Origin of the sequence: Aeromonas dhakensis (genome assembly GCF_000820305.1) — a bacterium.
Lineage (GTDB): Bacteria > Pseudomonadota > Gammaproteobacteria > Enterobacterales > Aeromonadaceae > Aeromonas > Aeromonas dhakensis.
This window is the reverse complement of sequence record NZ_CDBH01000018.1, coordinates 1-18,115: the sequence shown is the minus strand read 5'-3', so window position 1 is coordinate 18,115 and position 18,115 is coordinate 1. Positions and strand designations below refer to the sequence as shown.

11 protein-coding genes are annotated in these 18,115 nt (G+C 61.5%); 5 read left to right on the top strand and 6 right to left on the bottom strand.

Annotated elements, in window-relative coordinates; genetic code table 11:
• Positions 1 to 380 precede the first annotated feature (380 nt).
• The 3 genes from asp to BN1143_RS01975 all read left to right on the top strand — a co-directional run bounded on the left by asp (position 381) and on the right by BN1143_RS01975 (position 5,534).
• Positions 381 to 2,255: a serine protease Asp gene (asp, locus tag BN1143_RS01985; RefSeq protein ID WP_042049468.1), complete on the top strand. Its 1,875-nt coding sequence runs from the start codon at positions 381 to 383 to the stop codon at positions 2,253 to 2,255.
• A 17-nt stretch (positions 2,256 to 2,272) separates the two neighbouring features.
• The gene (locus BN1143_RS01980; protein ID WP_042049467.1) at positions 2,273 to 2,731 is read left to right on the top strand and encodes a serine protease chaperone; all 459 of its coding nucleotides are present in this window, start codon (positions 2,273 to 2,275) and stop codon (positions 2,729 to 2,731) included.
• Positions 2,732 to 3,152: 421 nt separating this feature from the next.
• A complete protein-coding gene (locus BN1143_RS01975) occupies positions 3,153 to 5,534 on the top strand; it encodes a beta-glucosidase family protein (protein ID WP_042049465.1) in 2,382 nt (793 codons plus the stop codon).
• 95 nt (positions 5,535 to 5,629) lie between these two features.
• Here BN1143_RS01975 and BN1143_RS01970 read toward each other — a convergent pair whose 3' ends face one another.
• Positions 5,630 to 6,607 carry an AraC family transcriptional regulator gene (locus tag BN1143_RS01970; RefSeq protein ID WP_042049464.1) on the bottom strand — a complete coding sequence of 326 codons (978 nt, stop codon included), beginning with the start codon at positions 6,605 to 6,607 and terminating at the stop codon, positions 5,630 to 5,632.
• Positions 6,608 to 6,907: 300 nt separating this feature from the next.
• Complete coding sequence (ppsA, locus tag BN1143_RS01965; protein ID WP_042049463.1) at positions 6,908 to 9,286, bottom strand: phosphoenolpyruvate synthase; 2,379 nt, start codon at positions 9,284 to 9,286, stop codon at positions 6,908 to 6,910.
• A 308-nt stretch (positions 9,287 to 9,594) separates the two neighbouring features.
• Between ppsA and ppsR the strand changes: the two genes are divergently transcribed.
• On the top strand, positions 9,595 to 10,407 hold the full coding sequence (ppsR, locus tag BN1143_RS01960) for a posphoenolpyruvate synthetase regulatory kinase/phosphorylase PpsR (RefSeq protein WP_005302533.1): 813 nt from the start codon (positions 9,595 to 9,597) through the stop codon (positions 10,405 to 10,407).
• Between the two features lie 90 nt (positions 10,408 to 10,497).
• Here ppsR and BN1143_RS01955 read toward each other — a convergent pair whose 3' ends face one another.
• The gene (locus BN1143_RS01955; RefSeq protein ID WP_005302535.1) at positions 10,498 to 10,785 is read right to left on the bottom strand and encodes a hypothetical protein; all 288 of its coding nucleotides are present in this window, start codon (positions 10,783 to 10,785) and stop codon (positions 10,498 to 10,500) included.
• 362 nt (positions 10,786 to 11,147) lie between these two features.
• On the opposite strand from BN1143_RS01955, the gene BN1143_RS01950 reads away from it, so the two are divergent.
• Positions 11,148 to 12,524, top strand: a complete 1,377-nt coding sequence (locus tag BN1143_RS01950) for an amino acid permease (RefSeq protein ID WP_042049462.1) — start codon at positions 11,148 to 11,150, stop codon at positions 12,522 to 12,524.
• 263 nt (positions 12,525 to 12,787) lie between these two features.
• On the opposite strand, the gene BN1143_RS01945 is transcribed toward BN1143_RS01950, so the two are convergent.
• The 3 genes from BN1143_RS01945 to BN1143_RS01935 all read right to left on the bottom strand — a co-directional run bounded on the left by BN1143_RS01945 (position 12,788) and on the right by BN1143_RS01935 (position 18,083).
• Positions 12,788 to 13,492 (bottom strand): SIMPL domain-containing protein, encoded by a 705-nt coding sequence (locus tag BN1143_RS01945; protein WP_042049461.1) that lies wholly within the window; start codon positions 13,490 to 13,492, stop codon positions 12,788 to 12,790.
• 56 nt (positions 13,493 to 13,548) lie between these two features.
• Positions 13,549 to 14,106, bottom strand: coding sequence for a hypothetical protein (locus BN1143_RS01940; RefSeq protein ID WP_042049460.1), 558 nt, complete (start codon positions 14,104 to 14,106; stop codon positions 13,549 to 13,551).
• Between the two features lie 86 nt (positions 14,107 to 14,192).
• Positions 14,193 to 18,083, bottom strand: coding sequence for a DUF5801 repeats-in-toxin domain-containing protein (locus BN1143_RS01935; RefSeq protein WP_231570554.1), 3,891 nt, complete (start codon positions 18,081 to 18,083; stop codon positions 14,193 to 14,195).
• Between the last annotated feature and the right edge of the window lie 32 nt (positions 18,084 to 18,115).

Sequence of the window (18,115 nt, the reverse complement as noted above, 5' to 3'; positions counted from 1 at the left end):
GGCGCCATTGGCGCCGTGTGGCTTGCCTGCAGTGCTCCCTGTTTTCATCGCAGCGGCGCTCCCGCCAGCGCGAAGATTCCCCCATCCTGCGCAGATCCGCCCCGCCTCTCTCACACCGGTAACGGCCCGTCAGACGTTAACAAATGGTTACTAATCAATTGATATAAAAAGATAAACATCAATAGCAGCAAGCTGAGAAAAGTTCTCAATACAGCACAGAAAAGGATTCACAGGAACCCCCACATGGTCTGTCGATTATTTGTTGTGAGATTTCTTTGAGCCTTATCTCAGAATGAAAATGAGTGCTTTTTGACTCTGTTCTTCCCATGTATAGATGCCAGTCGCACCCAGGACGGTGCGATATAAGATGGAGTTTATTAATGAGAAAAACATCGTTAGCGTTGGCAATCTCGGCCCTGCTCTCGGCCCTGCCCATCGCTTCAGTTCAGGCGAGTGAGAGTTGCACCCCATTGACCGGCAAGGAAGTCGGCCTCGATACCGGCCGCAGCAGCGCCGAGCGCTGCCTGCCCGGCATCAACCCGCTGCAGGATCAGCAGTGGCACCTGCTCAACAGCGGCCAGAATGCCTTCAGCCCCCGCGGCGGCGTGGCAGGCAACGACCTCAACCTCTGGTGGGCACACCGTACCGGCGTGCAGGGCCAGGGCATCAACGTGGCCGTGGTGGATGACGGCCTGGCCATCGCCCACCCCGACCTGGCCGACAATGTGCGCCCCGGCTCGAAAAACGTGGTGACCGGCAGCAGCGACCCCACCCCGACCGATCCGGACAGTGCCCACGGCACCTCGGTCTCCGGCCTTATCGGGGCGGTCGACAACCGCATCGGCACCCTGGGGGTGGCCCCTCGCGTCCAGCTGCAGGGGTTCAACCTGCTGGATGAGCGCAGCAAGCAGCTGCAGAAAGACTGGCTCTATGCGCTGGGCGGCAGCCCCGCCACCGCCGACAACCGGGTCTTCAACCAGAGCTACGGCATGAGTCTGGTGGATCCGCAAAGCGCCAGCGGGCTGGATCAGGTACAGCTCGATCGCCTGTTCGAGCAGCAGACCCAGCAGGCGCAGGGCGCGGCCTATATCAAGGCGGCAGGCAACGGCTTCAACCGCATCGCCGCGGGCGACTACATGTTCAGCCGCACTGGCGTCCTGCCCAAGCTGCCGTTCGAGAACAGCAACATAGACCCCTCCAACAGCAACTTCTGGAACCTGGTGGTGAGCGCCATCAATGCCGACGGAGTGCGTTCCTCCTACTCCAGCGTCGGCAGCAACGTCTTCCTGAGCGCCCCCGGCGGCGAGTACGGTACCGATGCGCCGGCCATGGTGACCACGGATCTGCCCGGCTGCGACATGGGCTACAACCGCACCGACGATCCCAGCACCAACCGGCTGCACAACAACCCGCAGCTGGATGCCACCTGCGACTACAACGGCGTGATGAACGGTACCTCGTCGGCCACCCCCAACACCTCGGGCGCCATGGCGCTGCTGATGTCCGCCTACCCGGATCTGTCGGTGCGGGATCTGCGCGATCTGCTGGCCCGCAACGCCACCCGCATCGATGCCGGCCAGCAGCCGGTTCAGGTCAGCTATACCGCCGCCAACGGTCAACCCCGCCAGGTCACCGGCCTGGAAGGGTGGGAGCGCAACGCCGCCGGTCTCTGGTACAGCCCCACCTATGGCTTTGGTCTCATCGACGTGAACAAGACCCTGACGGCCGCCGCCAGCCACACCCCGCTGCCGCCGCTGGTACAGTTGCCGGCTCAGAAGGTGACTGTGCCGCGCAGTGAAGGGAGCATCGCGGATGTGGGCAGCAGTGCCACCCGCTCCAGCACCCAGGTGGCGCAAGCCTTGACCGTGGAAGCGGTCCAGGTCACGGTGAGCCTGGATCATCAGCGCCTGCCCGACCTGCTGATCGAGCTGGTCTCCCCATCCGGCACCCGCAGCGTGCTGCTCAACCCCAACAACAGCCTGGTGGGGCAATCCCTCGACCGGCAGCAGCTGGGTTATGTGCGCACCAAGGGGCTGCGCGACATGCGCATGCTCTCCCACAAGTTCTATGGCGAAGCGGCCCAGGGCGAGTGGCGACTGGAGGTGACCGACGTATCCAACAGCAGCCGCCAGCTGACCCTGGTTGACCTCAACACTAACCGCCGCAGCACGCTGACCGAGCGCAACAACAGCCAGCCGGGTCAACTGCTCAACTGGTCCCTGCGGGTGATCGGCCACGATGCCGCCCGCTCATGATCACAAGGAGTCACAAGATGAAACACAGCTTACTCGGCCTGGCCCTGGCCGGCTTTCTGGCTTCGGCCGGCGTGCACGCCGCCGATGAATCGGTGGTGATCGACGGCAAGCAGTACCGCACCATAGAGGTGAACGGTCAGACCTACCTCACCCCGGACAACGGCAGCAAGCAGCGGGTCGCCCGCAGCGCAGACGGCAAGACGCCCCGGCAAACCCTGCGCAGCGGCGACGTGCTGCTGCAAGGGGTGGCCAGCCCGGAGCTCACCGCCAGCGGCACCCTGCTGGTGGAAGCCGATGACAACCAGGCCAGCGCGTTGGCCAGCCGCCACGGCCTGCGCTTCAAGCAGAGCAGCGGCGGCATCGCCCTGCTGGAGGCCAAGCCGGGCACCGATCTGAACGCCGTCGCCACGGCGCTCAAGCAGGAGGGGGTCAAGGTACAGATTGAGCTCGCCGGGGCCCTCAAACGGCCCAAGTGAGCCGCTCCGGGCCAGCGCCCGGACGCTTTGATTTATCTTCGAGGGGGCCACCGGCCCCCTCGCGTATTGCCCGCGGCCAGCGTCATTGGCCATCAGGCCACCCGTTTTCCCGCATCTTTCCCGCCCTTTCCCCCTCTTGCCACCTTCCACCCTTGGTTTGGCACCGCCTTTCGATGCGACCTTGCTCACAACTCTGTCCCCTTGCTCCCGCCGGCACATTTCTCGCTCCCCCGGGGCAAGGCGGCCATCCCCCGGCTTGTTAACCTGCCTGCAGCCAAACGCCGGCCCACGGGCCCGTTCGGTCTTCCTTGCGATATCCAATGGCAGCCGCCAGCAGAGCGGCCCAGCCCGGGCTGATGCCTTGCGCCCGGTGTCGATATCTCCTTTTTATTTTTATTCAGACAGTTACGAGGACGTCTTCATGCCTATCACCACAAAATTGAAAGCGGTTTCACTGGGCGTCAGCCTGGCGCTGGCCGGCCTGCTGGTCGGTTGCAACCAGAATGACTCGGATCCCTTGGTCAAGGACGATGCCTATTACCGCGGCCAAGCCGAGGCCATGGTGGCCAGGCTGACCCTGAGCGAGAAGCTGGACCTGCTCTCCGGCCCCGGTTACGGCAGTGCCAACGGCGCCATCAACGTCAAGCAGGACGTGCCCGGCGTGGCGGGTTACATCAACGGCGTACTGCGCAGCGCAGACGGCATCGACATTCCGGCCCTCAAACTGGCGGACGGGCCGGCCGGGGTGCGGATCAACGCCAACCGCGACGGTGACAACGCCAGCTACTACGCCACCGCCTGGCCCATCGGCTCGCTGCTCGCCTCCAGCTGGGACGTCAAGCTTGTCAAGGCCGTCGGCGAAGCCATGGGGGACGAGGTGCGCCAGTACGGGGTCGACATCCTGCTGGCCCCGGGCATGAACATCCAGCGCAACCCGCTCAATGGCCGCAACTTCGAGTACTACTCGGAAGATCCCCTGCTGACCGGCAAAATCGGCGCCGCCATGGTCAACGGGGTAGAGAGCAACGGGGTAGGCACCACCATCAAGCACTACTTCGGCAACAACTCCGAGACCAACCGCAACCAGATCAACGACATCGGCGAGCCGAGAACCTTCCGCGAGATCTATCTGCGCGGCTTCCAGATAGCGGTAGACGAGGCCCAGCCCTGGGCGGTGATGACCTCCTACAACAAGGTCAACGGCACCTATGTCAACGAACGCAGGGATGCAGTGACCGACCTGCTGCGCGGCGAGTGGAAGTTCGACGGCCTGGTGATGTCCGACTGGTTTGCTGGCGATGTGGCCAACAACGCCTACAAGCAGGTGCTGGCGGGGCAGGATTTGATCGAGCCTGGCAACGTCAAGGAGCAGTTGCAGCAATCCATCGAGCACGGCGATCTCGACGAGGCCAAGGTGAACGAGGCCGCCATCCACATCCTGACCCAGGTGATGAAGAGCCCCTCCTACAACCAGCTGGCCATCAGCAACAGCCCGGATCTGACCGCCCACGCCAAACTGGCCCGTCAGGCCGGCGCCGAGAGCATGGTGCTGCTGCGCAACGAGGCCGCGGCCCTGCCGCTTTCGGCAAGCAGCACGCTGGCCAGTTTTGGCATCAACCAGATCAACACCTACAAGGGCGGCACCGGCAGCGGGGATGTGAACGCCGCCAGCACCGCCACCATCGCGCAGGGACTGGCGGCACGCTTCCCGGTCAACGAGGCGCTGCAGAGCTACTACCGCGATTTTTACGAGAACAACAAGGTCTACCACGAGGGGCAATTTGGCGCCAAGGGCTACTACACCTGTGCCGAGGCACCGATCAGCGGAGATCTGGAGGCCCTGATCGCCAGTGCGGCCGCCACCCAGCAAGCCGCCGTCATCAGCATCGGCCGCCAGGCCGGGGAAGGGGCGGATCGCAGCAGCGGCAAGGGGGACTATCTGCTCGGTGATGACGAGCGCGCCCTCATCGACGCAGTGAGCAGCGCCTTCCACGCCCAGGGCAAAAAGGTGGTGGTGGTGCTCAACGTCAACGGCGTCATCGACACCGCCCAATGGGGCGACAAGGTGGATGGCATCCTGCTGGCCTACATGGCTGGCCAGGAGACCGGCCACGCGGTGGCGGATGTGCTCTCAGGCGCGGTCAACCCGAGCGGCAAGCTGGCCCAGAGCTTCCCGCAAAGTTACGCCAGCGTCCCCTCCGCCGGCACCTTCCCGGGTGAGGACACCGACGGAGATGGCGAACCGGACGATCTCTACTACAACGAGGGGATCTACGTGGGCTATCGCTACTACAACACCTTCGAGCAGGCGGTCTCCTACCCGTTCGGCTTCGGTCTCTCCTACACCAGCTTCAGCTACACCAGCCCCGCCATCGCCAGCAATACCCTGGAGGGTGGCAGCGCCGGCAACCTGGTGCTGACCGCCACCATCACCAACACCGGCGCCGTGGCAGGCAAGGAGGCGGCCCAGGTCTATGTGACCGCCCCCGAGGTCAAGCTGAAGAAACCGCTCATCGAGCTCAAGGCCTTTGCCAAGACGGCGCAACTGGCACCGGGGGCCAGCGAACAGCTGAGCTTCACCATTCCGGCCAGCATCCTCGCCAGCTTCGATGAGGCCAGCAACCAGTGGATCGTGGAGCCGGGTCGCTACAGCGCCTACATCAGCCCCTCGTCGGATGTCTCCAGCAGTACGCCGGTCAGCTTCACGGTGAGCAAGGAGATAGTGGTGAGCAACACCACGCCAGGGGCACTGGCACTGCCGGCCGGGGTGGATCCCACCAGCGTCACCACCATCACCCGCTAACATGGGCAGGCACGGCCGGGCACCCAGCCTTGCCTTGCCTGACAGTTGCTCAACAATGACCCGACCACGGGACCGGCCTTGCGCCGGTCCCGTTCTTATTGGCGGGCGTTACGATAGGCCAGCGGCGTCATGCGGGTGTTGGCCTTGAAGAAGCGGTTGAAGGCGCTCTGGGACGAGAAGCCGACCCGATCGCTGATGTTCTGCAGCGGTTGATCCCCCTCCCCCAGCAAGCGGCAGGCTTCGCTCACCCTCGCGTCCCTCAGCAGGGTCGAGAAGCTGCTCCCCTCCCCCTGCAATTTGCGATTGAGGGTCCAGCGGCTGACGTTCATGGCCGCGCACACCTCCTTGAGCAGGCTCTCGTCGCTCTCCAGCTCCCCTTCCCGGATCTTGTGGCGGATCCGCTCCCCCACCAGACAGGCAAAGGGGGCCCGCTCGGCGATGTCAGCGCAGATCTGTGCCAGCTGAGCCAGTTGCAGACGACCCAGCGGTTCGTTGTAGCAGTGGCTGGGACAGTCGAGCTGGGCGTTGTCGATGGTCAGGGTGTTTTCCCCCTGCTCCCAGCGGCAACGGGTTCCAAAGAATTGGTCCAGCAGCTGATGGCGCGGTGGCGGCCGCCCCGTGAAGCCCACCGAGACCCGGGGATCCGCCAGATAGACCCGCAAAATCCGGTAGAGCATGATGAAGTTGGGGATGGCCTGACTCGCCCCCAGGCTGGCGGGCCCCTGATTGACATACAGGTATTGGCTGGCCTGCGCCCCCCGCCGCACCCGCAGTTCGTCACAACTGCCGATGATGGGGCGATAGGCCAGCAGCACCTCGAGTGCCGCCCGCGGCGAGGGCTGGTTCAGGCACAGGCTGATAAGGGGTGGATAGTGCTGGTAGAGCTGGCCGATGTCGTAGGAGAGGATGGTTTCGTGAAAACTGGCCAGATAGGGCTGCATCAGTTGCAGCATCCGGTAGTGGCTGTGGGCCGGCAGCCGGCCCTGCTCCCGCTCGATGTCGAACGACGTGAGGCCGCCCGCCATCAAAATGGCATCGGGATCGCCCCCCTGCTGCTGGCAGGCTCCCAGCATTCGTCTGATCACCTGGTTTGATACGCTCTGTGACATCTGCCGTCCTGGCCTCCGTGCTGACAGGAAACTGCTCGTGATCCCCCGGCCCGCCACTGCCGGAGGGCCTGCCACCCCGTGCTGCGGGCTGGCGGGACCATTATGGGGCGGTTGCAAAGCGAGCAGATGTAACGGAGTGTAAAAGCACGCGCCAGCGCGCCATTTTGGGCACATCTGGCTGCCATATCGGACCAGTTGTGTCAGGTTCGGCCATGAAAAATGGCGCCCGTGGGCGCCATTTTGATGGGGGCAGTACAGCCTGCGTCAGTTCGCCTTGTGCTGCTCGGCCAGATAGAGCCAGGTATCGACCACGGTATCCGGGTTGAGCGACACCGAGTCAATCCCCTGCTCGACCAGCCAGGCGGCGAAGTCCGGGTGATCGGACGGCCCCTGGCCGCAGATCCCCACGTACTTGCCCGCCTTGCGGGCGGCGGCAATGGCCATCGCCAGCAGCGCTTTGACCGCCTCGTTGCGCTCGTCGAACAGGTGGGCGATAAGGCCCGAGTCCCTGTCCAGCCCAAGGGTCAGCTGGGTCATGTCGTTGGAGCCGATGGAGAAGCCGTCCACGTGCTCGAGGAACTTGTCTGCAAGGAGGGCGTTGCTCGGGATCTCGCACATCATGATCACCTTGAGCCCCCGCTCGCCACGGCGCAGACCGTTCTCGGCCAGGATGTCGATCACCTGCTCTGCCTCGCCTACGGTGCGCACGAAGGGGATCATCACCTCGACGTTGGTCAGCCCCATGACATCACGCACCCGCTTGATCGCCTCGCACTCCAGGGCAAAGCAGGGGCGGAAGCTGTCGGCGATGTAGCGCGACGCACCACGAAAACCGATCATCGGGTTCTCTTCATGAGGCTCGTAGCCACGGCCGCCCACCAGGTTGGCGTACTCGTTGGACTTGAAGTCCGACATCCGCACGATCACCCGCTCCGGCCAGAAGGCGGCAGCCAGGGTGGCGATGCCCTCGGTCAGCTTGGCGACGTAGAACTCACGCGGGCTCTCGTAGCCGGCGATCATCTTGCCGATGGTGGCCTTGAGCTCGGGGCTCTGGCTGTCAAACTCCAGCAGCGCCTTGGGGTGTACCCCAATCATCCGGTTGATGATGAACTCGAGGCGGGCCAGCCCAACACCGGCGTTCGGCAGCTGGGCGAAGTCGAAGGCTCTGTCCGGGTTGCCGACGTTCATCATGATCTTGATGGGCAGGCGCGGCATGTTGCCCACCTCGGTCACCGCCACGTCGAAGTCGAGTTCACCGTCGTAGATGAAACCGGTGTCCCCTTCCGCGCAGGAGACGGTGATGAGCTGGCCCGGTTCGATGCGCTTGGTGGCATCACCGCAACCCACCACCGCCGGAATGCCCAGTTCGCGAGCGATGATGGCGGCGTGACAGGTACGGCCGCCCCGGTTGGTGACGATGGCGGAGGCCCGCTTCATGATGGGCTCCCAGTCCGGGTCGGTCATGTCGGTGACCAGCACGTCGCCGGGCTGTACTTCGTCCATCTGGCTGATGGAGGATATGACCCGCGCCGGGCCCGCCCCGATTTTGTGGCCGATGGCGCGCCCCTCGATCAGCACCTTGCCCGTTTGCTTGAGGGCGAAGCGCTCGAGGGTATTGGCCTCCTGGCGGCTGCGCACGGTTTCCGGACGTGCCTGCACGATGTAGAGCTTGCCATCCTGCCCGTCCTTGGCCCACTCGATGTCCATCGGGCGGCCATAGTGCTGCTCGATGATGAGAGCCTGCTTGGCCAGCTCCATCACCTCGGCATCCGTGATGCAGAAGCGGCTGCGCTCGGCCTCATCGGTGTCGACAATCTGCACCTGGCGGCCGTGGCTGGCATCGCCGGAATAGGTCATCTTGATGAGTTTGGAGCCGAGGGTCTTGCGCACCACCGCCGGGCGTCCTGCCTTGAGGGTCGGTTTGTGCACGTAGAACTCGTCGGGGTTGACCGCCCCCTGCACCACCATCTCGCCAAGGCCTTGGGCGCCGGTGATGAACACCACGTCGTTGAAACCCGACTCGGTATCCAGGGTGAACATGACGCCGGAGGCGGCGAGATCCGAGCGCACCATGCGCTGGATCCCGGCCGACAGGGCGACGCCCTTGTGGTCATAGCCCTGATGCACCCGATAGGAGATGGCGCGATCGTTGAACAGTGAAGCAAACACATGCTTGACGGCAATCATGACGGCGTCGATGCCGCGCACGTTGAGGAAGGTCTCCTGCTGGCCGGCAAAGGAGGCATCCGGCATGTCCTCGGCAGTGGCGGAGGAGCGCACCGCAAAGGACGCGTCAAGCCCGCCGCTGAGCTTGTCGTAGGCAACCCGGATCGCCTGCTCCAGCTCGCTCTGGAACGGGGCTTCAATCACCCAGTCACGGATCTGCTGGCCGGCCCGGTTGAGGGCGGCGATGTCGTCCACATCCAGGCTGTCGAGCAGATCGTGGATCTTGCCGTTGAGGCCGCTTGACTCCAGAAACTCGTTAAACGCAAAGGCGGTGGTGGCAAACCCGCCCGGCACCGACACTCCGGCACCAGAGAGGTTGCTGATCATCTCGCCAAGGGATGCATTTTTGCCGCCAACTCGTTCTACATCCTGCATTCCGAGTTGCTCGTACCAGAGTACGTACTGTTGCACTTGCATGTCTCCAGGTTGGTGGGCACTGTGCCGCTATGGCACCTTGTGCGCCAGTTTATGTGCGTTATTGTCTGTTTCTACTGTTGCCAACGACCATGAAAACGTTTTCTACTTATTGTCAAAAAAATCCCCGAGCAAGATTTGGGGATGGTCGAATGACACAGACATTCTACAATGCCAACACAAAAAGGTAACGACTCAGGTTTGCAAGCCACTTCACAACTTGGGCACGGCAGACCGGTTGACAAAAACGATATGGTTTCGAGAGATACTTCTTGCCAGCCAGCTCGCCGACCCCCTCACAGGAGCCCCCAGTGCACACCGTATTCTATGTTTCAGACGGCACTGCCATCACCGCCGAAGTGTTCGGCCACGCCGTGTTGAGCCAGTTTCCGCTGGCCTTCGAGCAGATCACCATCCCCTTTGTCGAAACCCTGGAGAAGGCGCGCCAGGTACGGATGCGCATCGACGAGCAGTTCCGCCAGACCGGGGTTCGCCCCATTCTGTTCCACACCATCGTCGATCATCAGGTGCGCGAGGAGGTGCTCAAGGCCCAGGCCAGCAGCCACGACTTTCTCAACACCTTCGTCAGCCCGCTGGAGCACGAGCTCGGGGTGAAGGCCGAGCCCAGGCTGCACCGCACCCACGGCATGGAGAACCGCAAGCTCTATGACGACCGCATCGAGGCGGTCAACTTCGCGCTGGCCAACGACGATGGCATCACCACCAAGGAGTATGAGGAGGCCGACATCATCCTGATCGGGGTCTCCCGCTGCGGTAAAACGCCGACCAGCCTCTACCTGGCGCTGCAGTTCGGCATTCGCGCCGCCAACTACCCCTTCATCGAGCAGGACATGGGGGTCCTGGATCTGCCGGCCGCCCTCAAGGCCAATCGCCACAAGCTGTTCGGCCTCACCATCGCCCCCCAGCGGCTGCACGAGATCCGCAACCAGCGCCGCGCCAACAGCCGCTACTCCTCGCTGGAGCAGTGCGAACAGGAGCTGGCCTGCGTCGAGCGGCTTTTTCGCCAGGAGGCGATCCGCTTCCTCGACACCAGCTCCCACTCGGTGGAGGAGATCAGCGCCAAGATCCTCGAGGCCACCGGCCTGCGCCGTCAGCTTTATTGAAGAGAGCCGCGCGCCGGCAAGCTGGTGACACGGCAAACAACCATAAAAAAGCGCCGGATACATCTGTATCCGGCGCTTGTGGACTGAACCTCAACGGGATTGGGAGCCCGGGCGGTTCAGCTCTCTGTTGTTCATCAGCATGGCGTAGAAGTTGAGCACACCGTGACGCCGCCGTACCCGTTCAGTCAGCCAGAGGGCCGGCAGCAGGCCGATGGCACCGGCGATCAACAAGACAGTCCGCAAGTGCATCACCAGATAGTCATCACCCTGCACGGCCCACACCAGCAGGCATCCCGCCGCCATGGTCAGCAGCAGGGGCGAAAGCCACACGGTCAGCCACAGCGCGACGGCCAGCAAACTGCCAATAATACGTTGCATGAAGCGCATCCTTGTTGCACAGGAGGCTTCATAAAACAGGAAATACCAGAAGAGTCAACCGAGCAGCATTCGATTGTTCACAATACAGCCAAACACTTCCCTGCCAGCTTCATCGCTCCCTAAAAACCTGCTTTTCGCCGAAAAAACCAGCGAATGATGAGGAAAACAGGTGCATCCGCGATGGATTATCACTATTCTGCTTCCGTTGGTAGTCGCCATAAAAAACAGAAAGCGACCAGCCGTAACGAAATAAATACGGATTTCGTCACGTTTCAGGCACGCTTTGCCGTGCACGGTCACATGGAGTGACCCGACGGACGAGATGACAGACGAATGACTTCAGAAGACGTAAGGAAGGAAGAATGGATCTTCAACAAAACGGCGAGGAGCTGAAGCGCGGTTTGAAAAACCGCCATATCCAGCTCATCGCACTGGGCGGCGCCATCGGCACCGGCCTGTTTCTCGGCATTGCCCAGACCATCAAGATGGCGGGCCCCTCCGTGCTGCTTGGCTATGCCATCGGCGGTTTTATCGCCTTCCTGATCATGCGCCAGCTGGGCGAGATGGTGGTGGAAGAGCCGGTAGCCGGCTCCTTCAGCCACTTCGCCTACAAATACTGGGGTGACTTCGCCGGCTTTGCCTCCGGCTGGAACTACTGGGTGCTCTACGTACTGGTGAGCATGGCCGAGCTGACCGCGGTGGGCATTTATGTTCAGTACTGGTGGCCCGAGATCCCGACCTGGATGTCGGCGGCCTTCTTCTTCGTGCTGATCAACGCCATCAACCTCTCCAACGTCAAGGCGTTTGGCGAGATGGAGTTCTGGTTCGCCATCATCAAGGTGGTGGCCATCATCGGCATGATTGGCTTTGGCGGCTACCTGCTGGCCAGCGGCAACGGCGGCCCGGACGCCAGCATCAGCAACCTGTGGGCTCAGGGCGGCTTCTTCCCCAACGGCATCAGCGGTCTGGTGATGGCGATGGCGGTGATCATGTTCTCGTTCGGCGGGCTCGAGCTGGTCGGCATCACGGCCGCCGAGGCCGACAATCCCGAGAAGAGCATCCCCAAGGCCACCAATCAGGTGATCTACCGGATCCTCATCTTCTACATCGGCGCCCTGGCCGTGCTGATGTCCCTCTACCCCTGGGGCAAGGTGGTAGAAGGTGGCAGTCCCTTCGTCATGATCTTCCACGCACTGGACAGCAATCTGGTGGCCACCGTGCTCAACATGGTGGTACTGACCGCAGCGCTGTCGGTTTACAACAGCTGTGTCTACTGCAACAGCCGCATGCTGTTTGGTCTGGCCAAGCAGGGCAACGGCCCGCGCAGCCTGCTCAAGACCAACAAGAGCGGTGTGCCGGTAGTGGCCATCTCCGTCTCCGCCGCGGCAACCCTGCTCTGCGTACTCATCAACTACCTGATGCCGGGCAAGGCGTTCGAACTGCTGATGGCGCTGGTGGTCTCCGCCCTGGTCATCAACTGGGCCATGATAAGTCTCGCGCACCTGAAGTTTCGCAAAGCCAAGGTCGCAGAAGGCGTTCAGCCCAAGTTCAAGGCGTTCTGGTACCCGTTCGGCAATTATCTCTGCCTCGCCTTCATGGCTGGCATCCTGGTCATCATGTACCTGACCCCGGGCATCCAGATCTCGGTACTGCTCATCCCGGTCTGGATCATCGTGCTGGCCATCGGCTATCAGCTCAAACAAAAACGCCAGAGACGGGTGGCGACCAACCTCGGCTAACCCCTTTCCTCGCACCTCTTCAATGCCGGTCACTGACCGGCATTTTTCTGGCCGGCGTTCCCTCCGCGAACCAACATCCATATCGGCCCCCCTCTTCACCTATGTAGATGACACCATATGCAGATGACCTGGGGCCGGGTTAGCCTCAAGCGCGGGCCGGCACAGCCCGCCAAAGTCTGTCAGCAAGAGGGCTTCTCCCTGAAAGCAACAAGCCCGAGACACTGGGCTCGGGCTTGGAGGCGACAAGGGTGAAAGCCGCTGGATTATTCCAGCAGGAAGACGGCTTCCACGTTGTCGGTAATGCTGATCTGCTGCTGTTGATAGCTGTTTTCCATCATGTCGGCGGCGGGCGACATGGCGGCAGCCTTGAGGGCCCGGCTGTAGATCGGCATGGGGGTATTGTTGCGATATTCGACGCTGTAAACCTTGCCGAGCTTCATGCCAAACGCCTTGGCCAGCGACTCCGCCTTGCTTCTGGCATCCTCAACCGCACCGAGGCGAGCCTGTTCTTTCATGGCTTGCGGTGTCTTTAGGCCGTATTCAATCTGGGAAACGGATTCCAGCCCGGCCTTGAGCGCGGTATCCATCAGCTCGCTCAGCTTGTCGAGTTGATAGAGCTTGACCGCCAGCTGGCGCTGAGCACGATAACCCACCAGTTCCGGTTTCTTGTTCTGCGGATACTGATACTCCGGGGAGATCACCAGATTGCCCGCCTCAACGTCAGTGCGCTTGATGCCCAGCCCTTCGAGCTGACCAAAGAAGGCGGCGACCTTGCCATCCACCTGCTGTTTGGCCTTGATGCCCTGCTTCTCCAGCGCTGTCACGGAGACATTCAGGGTCAGCATGTCGGGCTCTGCTTTTTGCTCGGCATAGCCGCTCACCACCAGATGGGGAGCCTGCGGCACTTCGATGGCAAACAGGGGAGCACTGACCACCAGAGCGGACAGGGTAAGAAGGGAACGCCACATAAAAAAAGACCTCAATCTATTGGAGTGAGGTCATTATGCCCGTCGCCGAATGGGATTCATATATCGTGCAACGGCGGGATCTGATCCAGTACCTGATTGGTCATGTCGATATTGATGCTGATCTCACTGCCAGCCGGCTCCGGATAGCCAGCCGCTACGGGGGAGGCACTGCGGGAGCTGAGCAACACATCATCATCGAAGTGGAAGGAGTCCCACGACAGAACGTGTCCGGCAAGCGGGGTAACCGGGTCTGCCATGGTATCCACCGTCAGAGGGGCGCAGTCGATGTTGTCGGAATGACCGAGCAGATCCTGCAGGCTGATATCGCTCAGACTTTGCAGCGTATACTCCTGCTCCCCCTGCTCATGGCCAACCAGCACCATCATATGAGGTGGCTGCTCACCCTGGGCCGGCGTGAAGGAAATGGTTACTGCAGCAAAGTCCACATTCAGTGAACCCGCCACCTCGCCATCATCGCTCTCCAGATCCAGCGCATCAATCCGATCACCCGCCATCGTGGCGTGATAGCCAAACTGGCCGGTACAGGTAATGCTGCCCTGCCCGTCCCAGCTGTAGCGAATGCCATCGATATCGATCCAATTAAATGACTGCATGGTGACCCTCTCCTGTACTGCCGCTATCTTAGCCGCCCCCTCAGTCAAAAAACAGGGGCCAGGCATGGCCCGGCCCCGTTCGCTGGTTACGGATCAACCTTGAGGTTGCCGTCATCCAGCAGCTGCTTGATGATGTCGTGGTTGGTTGTGAGCCCTCCGTTTTGATCCAGATCCAGGTTGCCCTGGAACTGGACGGTCAATTGAGAGCCACCACTCGCCGATCCGTTCGTGTCTATGGTCAGCTTGTTGGTCGTGGTGTCGAACTGCAGATAGTTGTTGAGCACCGTGGCCAGATCATTGTTGTTGAACCCCGAGGGGACACCGACCAGCAGATCCGACAGATCCAGCACATCCCCCCCGTTGGACGGGTTGCCCAGCGTGAAGTCGGTAATGGTGTCGGTACTGCCATCCGCATCGCCAGCAATCCACTTGAAGGTATCGCTGCCAGCGCCCCCCGTCATGGTGTCGCTGCCCAGACCACCGATCAACAGATCGTTGCCATCTCCTCCTTGCAATATGTCATTGCCAATTCCGCCGATCAGGGTGTCATTGCCGGATTCCCCATAGAGGGTATCGTTGCCGCTGCCACCATCCAGCACATCATTGCCCGACCCGCCAACCAGGGTGTCTTTGCCTCCCATCCCGTACAGCAGATCATCACCATCACCACCCGACAGGATGTTGTCCAGGCTGTTGCCCGTGATGCTGTCTCCAAAGTCGGACCCGATGGCATGCCCTTGCGTACTGGTCAGGGTCACATTCACCGCGCTGGCGGAGTCTTCGTAGTCCACGGTAAAGGGGGCATCCGGCAGCAGGCTCAGACCGATGTTGCTGTGAACGGCATCACCATCGCCGTCCGTCAGTGTGACCGGCAACTGCAAGTTGACCGGAACACCCGGAGTCGCCACGCTGGAGCCGAAGTCGCCAATCTTGAAGGTGCTCCCTGCGGCATAGTGGAACTCCAGGCTGTTGTAACCATCTGCGGTATACGCCGCCAGTTTGGTATTGGAGATCACCCCGGCAACTGTCGCGACATAGGCCACACCAGCGGTCGGATCGTCATCGGTAAAGTTGACCGTAAAGCTGTGGCCTCCCACCGAGACAACCTGGGACATGCCGGCTCCGATACTGACAATCCTGGTTGAACCGTTGTAGCTGATTGCCACGGCGGTCAGCGACTCCTTGTTGCCATCGCCAATATCGTTGTCATTGTCCACATCCTGACGGGCTACCAGTTTTACACTGGAGCTGCTATTGATCGCCGTAAACATGGCGGAGGCACCATTTACATCGTAGTGAGCCTCAAAGGCATGGGTCTGGTTCGCCAGGACGCCGTAGGAGCCACCACTGACCGGGTTGCCGGTCAGATCGATGACAAAGTCTATCCGCATCGCCTCACCCGACCCGACGGATGAACCGCTACTGATCCCCCCCGTGTTGGCAGAGGTGTTGACGGTACCGCCATCCACACCATTGGTCATCGCCGTCAGCAGCAGATCCTTGCTGTTGTCATTCGCTGCCGTATTAAAACCGGCCCAGGACGCATTGCCGCCAACGAAGTCGTAACCCCCGCCGTTGAAGTCGATGGTGGTTTGCCCGCCGTCCACTTCGCCAATCATCTGGATCTGATAGGTCCCGGATGCAGGTTGCAAGGTGGCAATGAACACGGTGCCGGCCGCCGTTGTAGCTGTCAGGGTGATACCATCCGACGACAAGGCGTAAGTGATGGGCAAGCCACCCGAGGTCAGGCCACTGCTGCCATTCAGACTGCTGTCAAAGCGGATCGAACCACCATCAGCCCCGTAGTTGTTCAACAGCGAGCCATCGCCATCCAGCAGGAAGGTCTCAGTAAGCCCGGACTGGTTCAGCATGACTCCCATTGCGGGCGTCATGACAAGGGGCACATCATCTTCAACCTGCACGATGAAATCCCGCACCAAAGTCACATTGTCCGGTCCTTCATGGGCAGTGATCGCACTGGAGAGGTTCAACGCCTTCAGTTCCAGATCATTGCCATCAGCCTGAGCATGATCTATCGGCCCCTGCAGGGTGAAGGTGTAATCACCATCCTCCTCCACCGCCAGCGTAAAGATCGGTTTGCTGCCGGCCATGGCCACTAGGGTATCCACCCCGACACCATGGACGATGCTGTAGGTGATCGGCACACCGCCTGAGGTCAACGCCGGCAAGCCTGCTGTGCTGCCAACACCGAAACTGACGCCGGCGCTGTCAATCACCATATGGGCCAGTGAGCCGCCCACGGTTGTCAGGGACGGGGCGTTGCCGGGCAGGCCGGTGGGCAAGCCATCCTCGAATACGGAGGCCGTGATCGGTGTGGTATCCAGCACCAGTATCTTCAGCAAGGCACTGGAGGTGTCACCATCTGTATCCACTATGGTGTAGGTAAAGGTCTCCAACGTATCCACTGCTACATCATTGGGCGGTGTGTAGGAGTAGGAGCCGTCGGCATTGACCACCAACTGGCCACCCAGAGGCGTAGTCATGGGACCCGTTGTTCCTCCTTGCACCAGGAAGGTCACGACATTGCCATTGATGCTGTCGGCAACCCCCACATACGCGGCCGGATTGCTGACGGTGAAGCTGACCTGGAACACGGTTGCGGGGGCATCGGCGCCTGCACTGTCCACGCCGGCAGTCGCATCCACATCCGTGATCACATTGCCGGTGGCAGGAGGCGGCACAGTCGCCTGCAAAGTGGCATCCAGGTCATAGATATTGTTGACCAGCGTCACCGCATCTCCGTTGTCTTCCACCAGTCCCAGCTGGGCGATCGCCGAGGCATTGCCGCTCACGTTCAGACCAACGGCGTAAACTTCAACGTTGTTGTTGTTCACAAAGCTGGTCCAGCCAGCGGGGACATTGCCTTCATTGGGCGCGCCATCCGACAGGAAATAGACCTTGGTTTCATACCCGGCCAAGGCAGGGTTTGCCAAATCCGTTGTCAGTTGATTCTGCGCCAGTACCAGGGGGGCGTTGTAGTTGGTACCACCGCCATCCGTCGGCAAACCGGAAATGCTGGCCTTGGCCACATCAGGATCACTGGTTTGCGGGATCAGGACTGCACCACTGGCAAAATCAATGACCGTAATGACCAATGGAACCCCCAGCGCCACATACGAGTCGATCATGTGGTTCAGGGCATCCTTGGCCAGTTCCAGACGGTTTGGCGAGCCATTTGACGTCGTACCTATCTGCCACAACATGCTGCCCGAGGTATCGATCACCATCACGAGGTTGAAAGGCGGCAAGCCCGCCTCAGTAATGACGATGCTGTTGTCCTTGGCTGTCGGCACATCGTCCTCAAAGTTGATGTTGCCGCCCAGGTCCGCACTCACCGTCCCGGTCGCGGTGTCGTTGTCGCCGTCCACCACCGTCACGGTCGCACTCAGCAGCACCTTGCCATTGGCCAAGCTGATGAGGTTGTTGTCGTTGCTGTTGTCCACGTCCTCCGGCAGATGGTCCAGCTCCGCCGACTGCGTCAGCGTCACCGTGCCGTTGCTCGCCACGCTGATACGGAATACCTCCCCGTCCGTGGTCGACCCCACGATATCGTTGCCCACCTTGGTCAGGGTGATGGCCAGCCCGTTGCTGGTCAGCCCGCTGTTGCTGTCGGTCACGCTCAGGCTGTAGCCGCTCACCGTGGTGCTGCCCGCACCGTCCGCCCCATAGTTCGGCACCGCCGCCGCCAGGAACGCCGCCGCAAAGCTGCCGGTCGCCGTGTCACTGGCCGCACCGATGGTCTGCGCATCCTGGGTGGTTAGGGTGATGCCACCGTCTGCCACCGCATTGATGGTCACGCTCGGCACATCGTCCTCAAAGTTGATGTTGCCACCCAGGTCCGCACTCACCGTCCCGGTCGCGGTGTCGTTGTCGCCGTCCACCACCGTCACGGTCGCACTCAGCAGCACCTTGCCATTGGCCAAGCTGATGAGGTTGTTGTCGTTGCTGTTGTCCACGTCCTCCGGCAGATGGTCCAGCTCCGCCGACT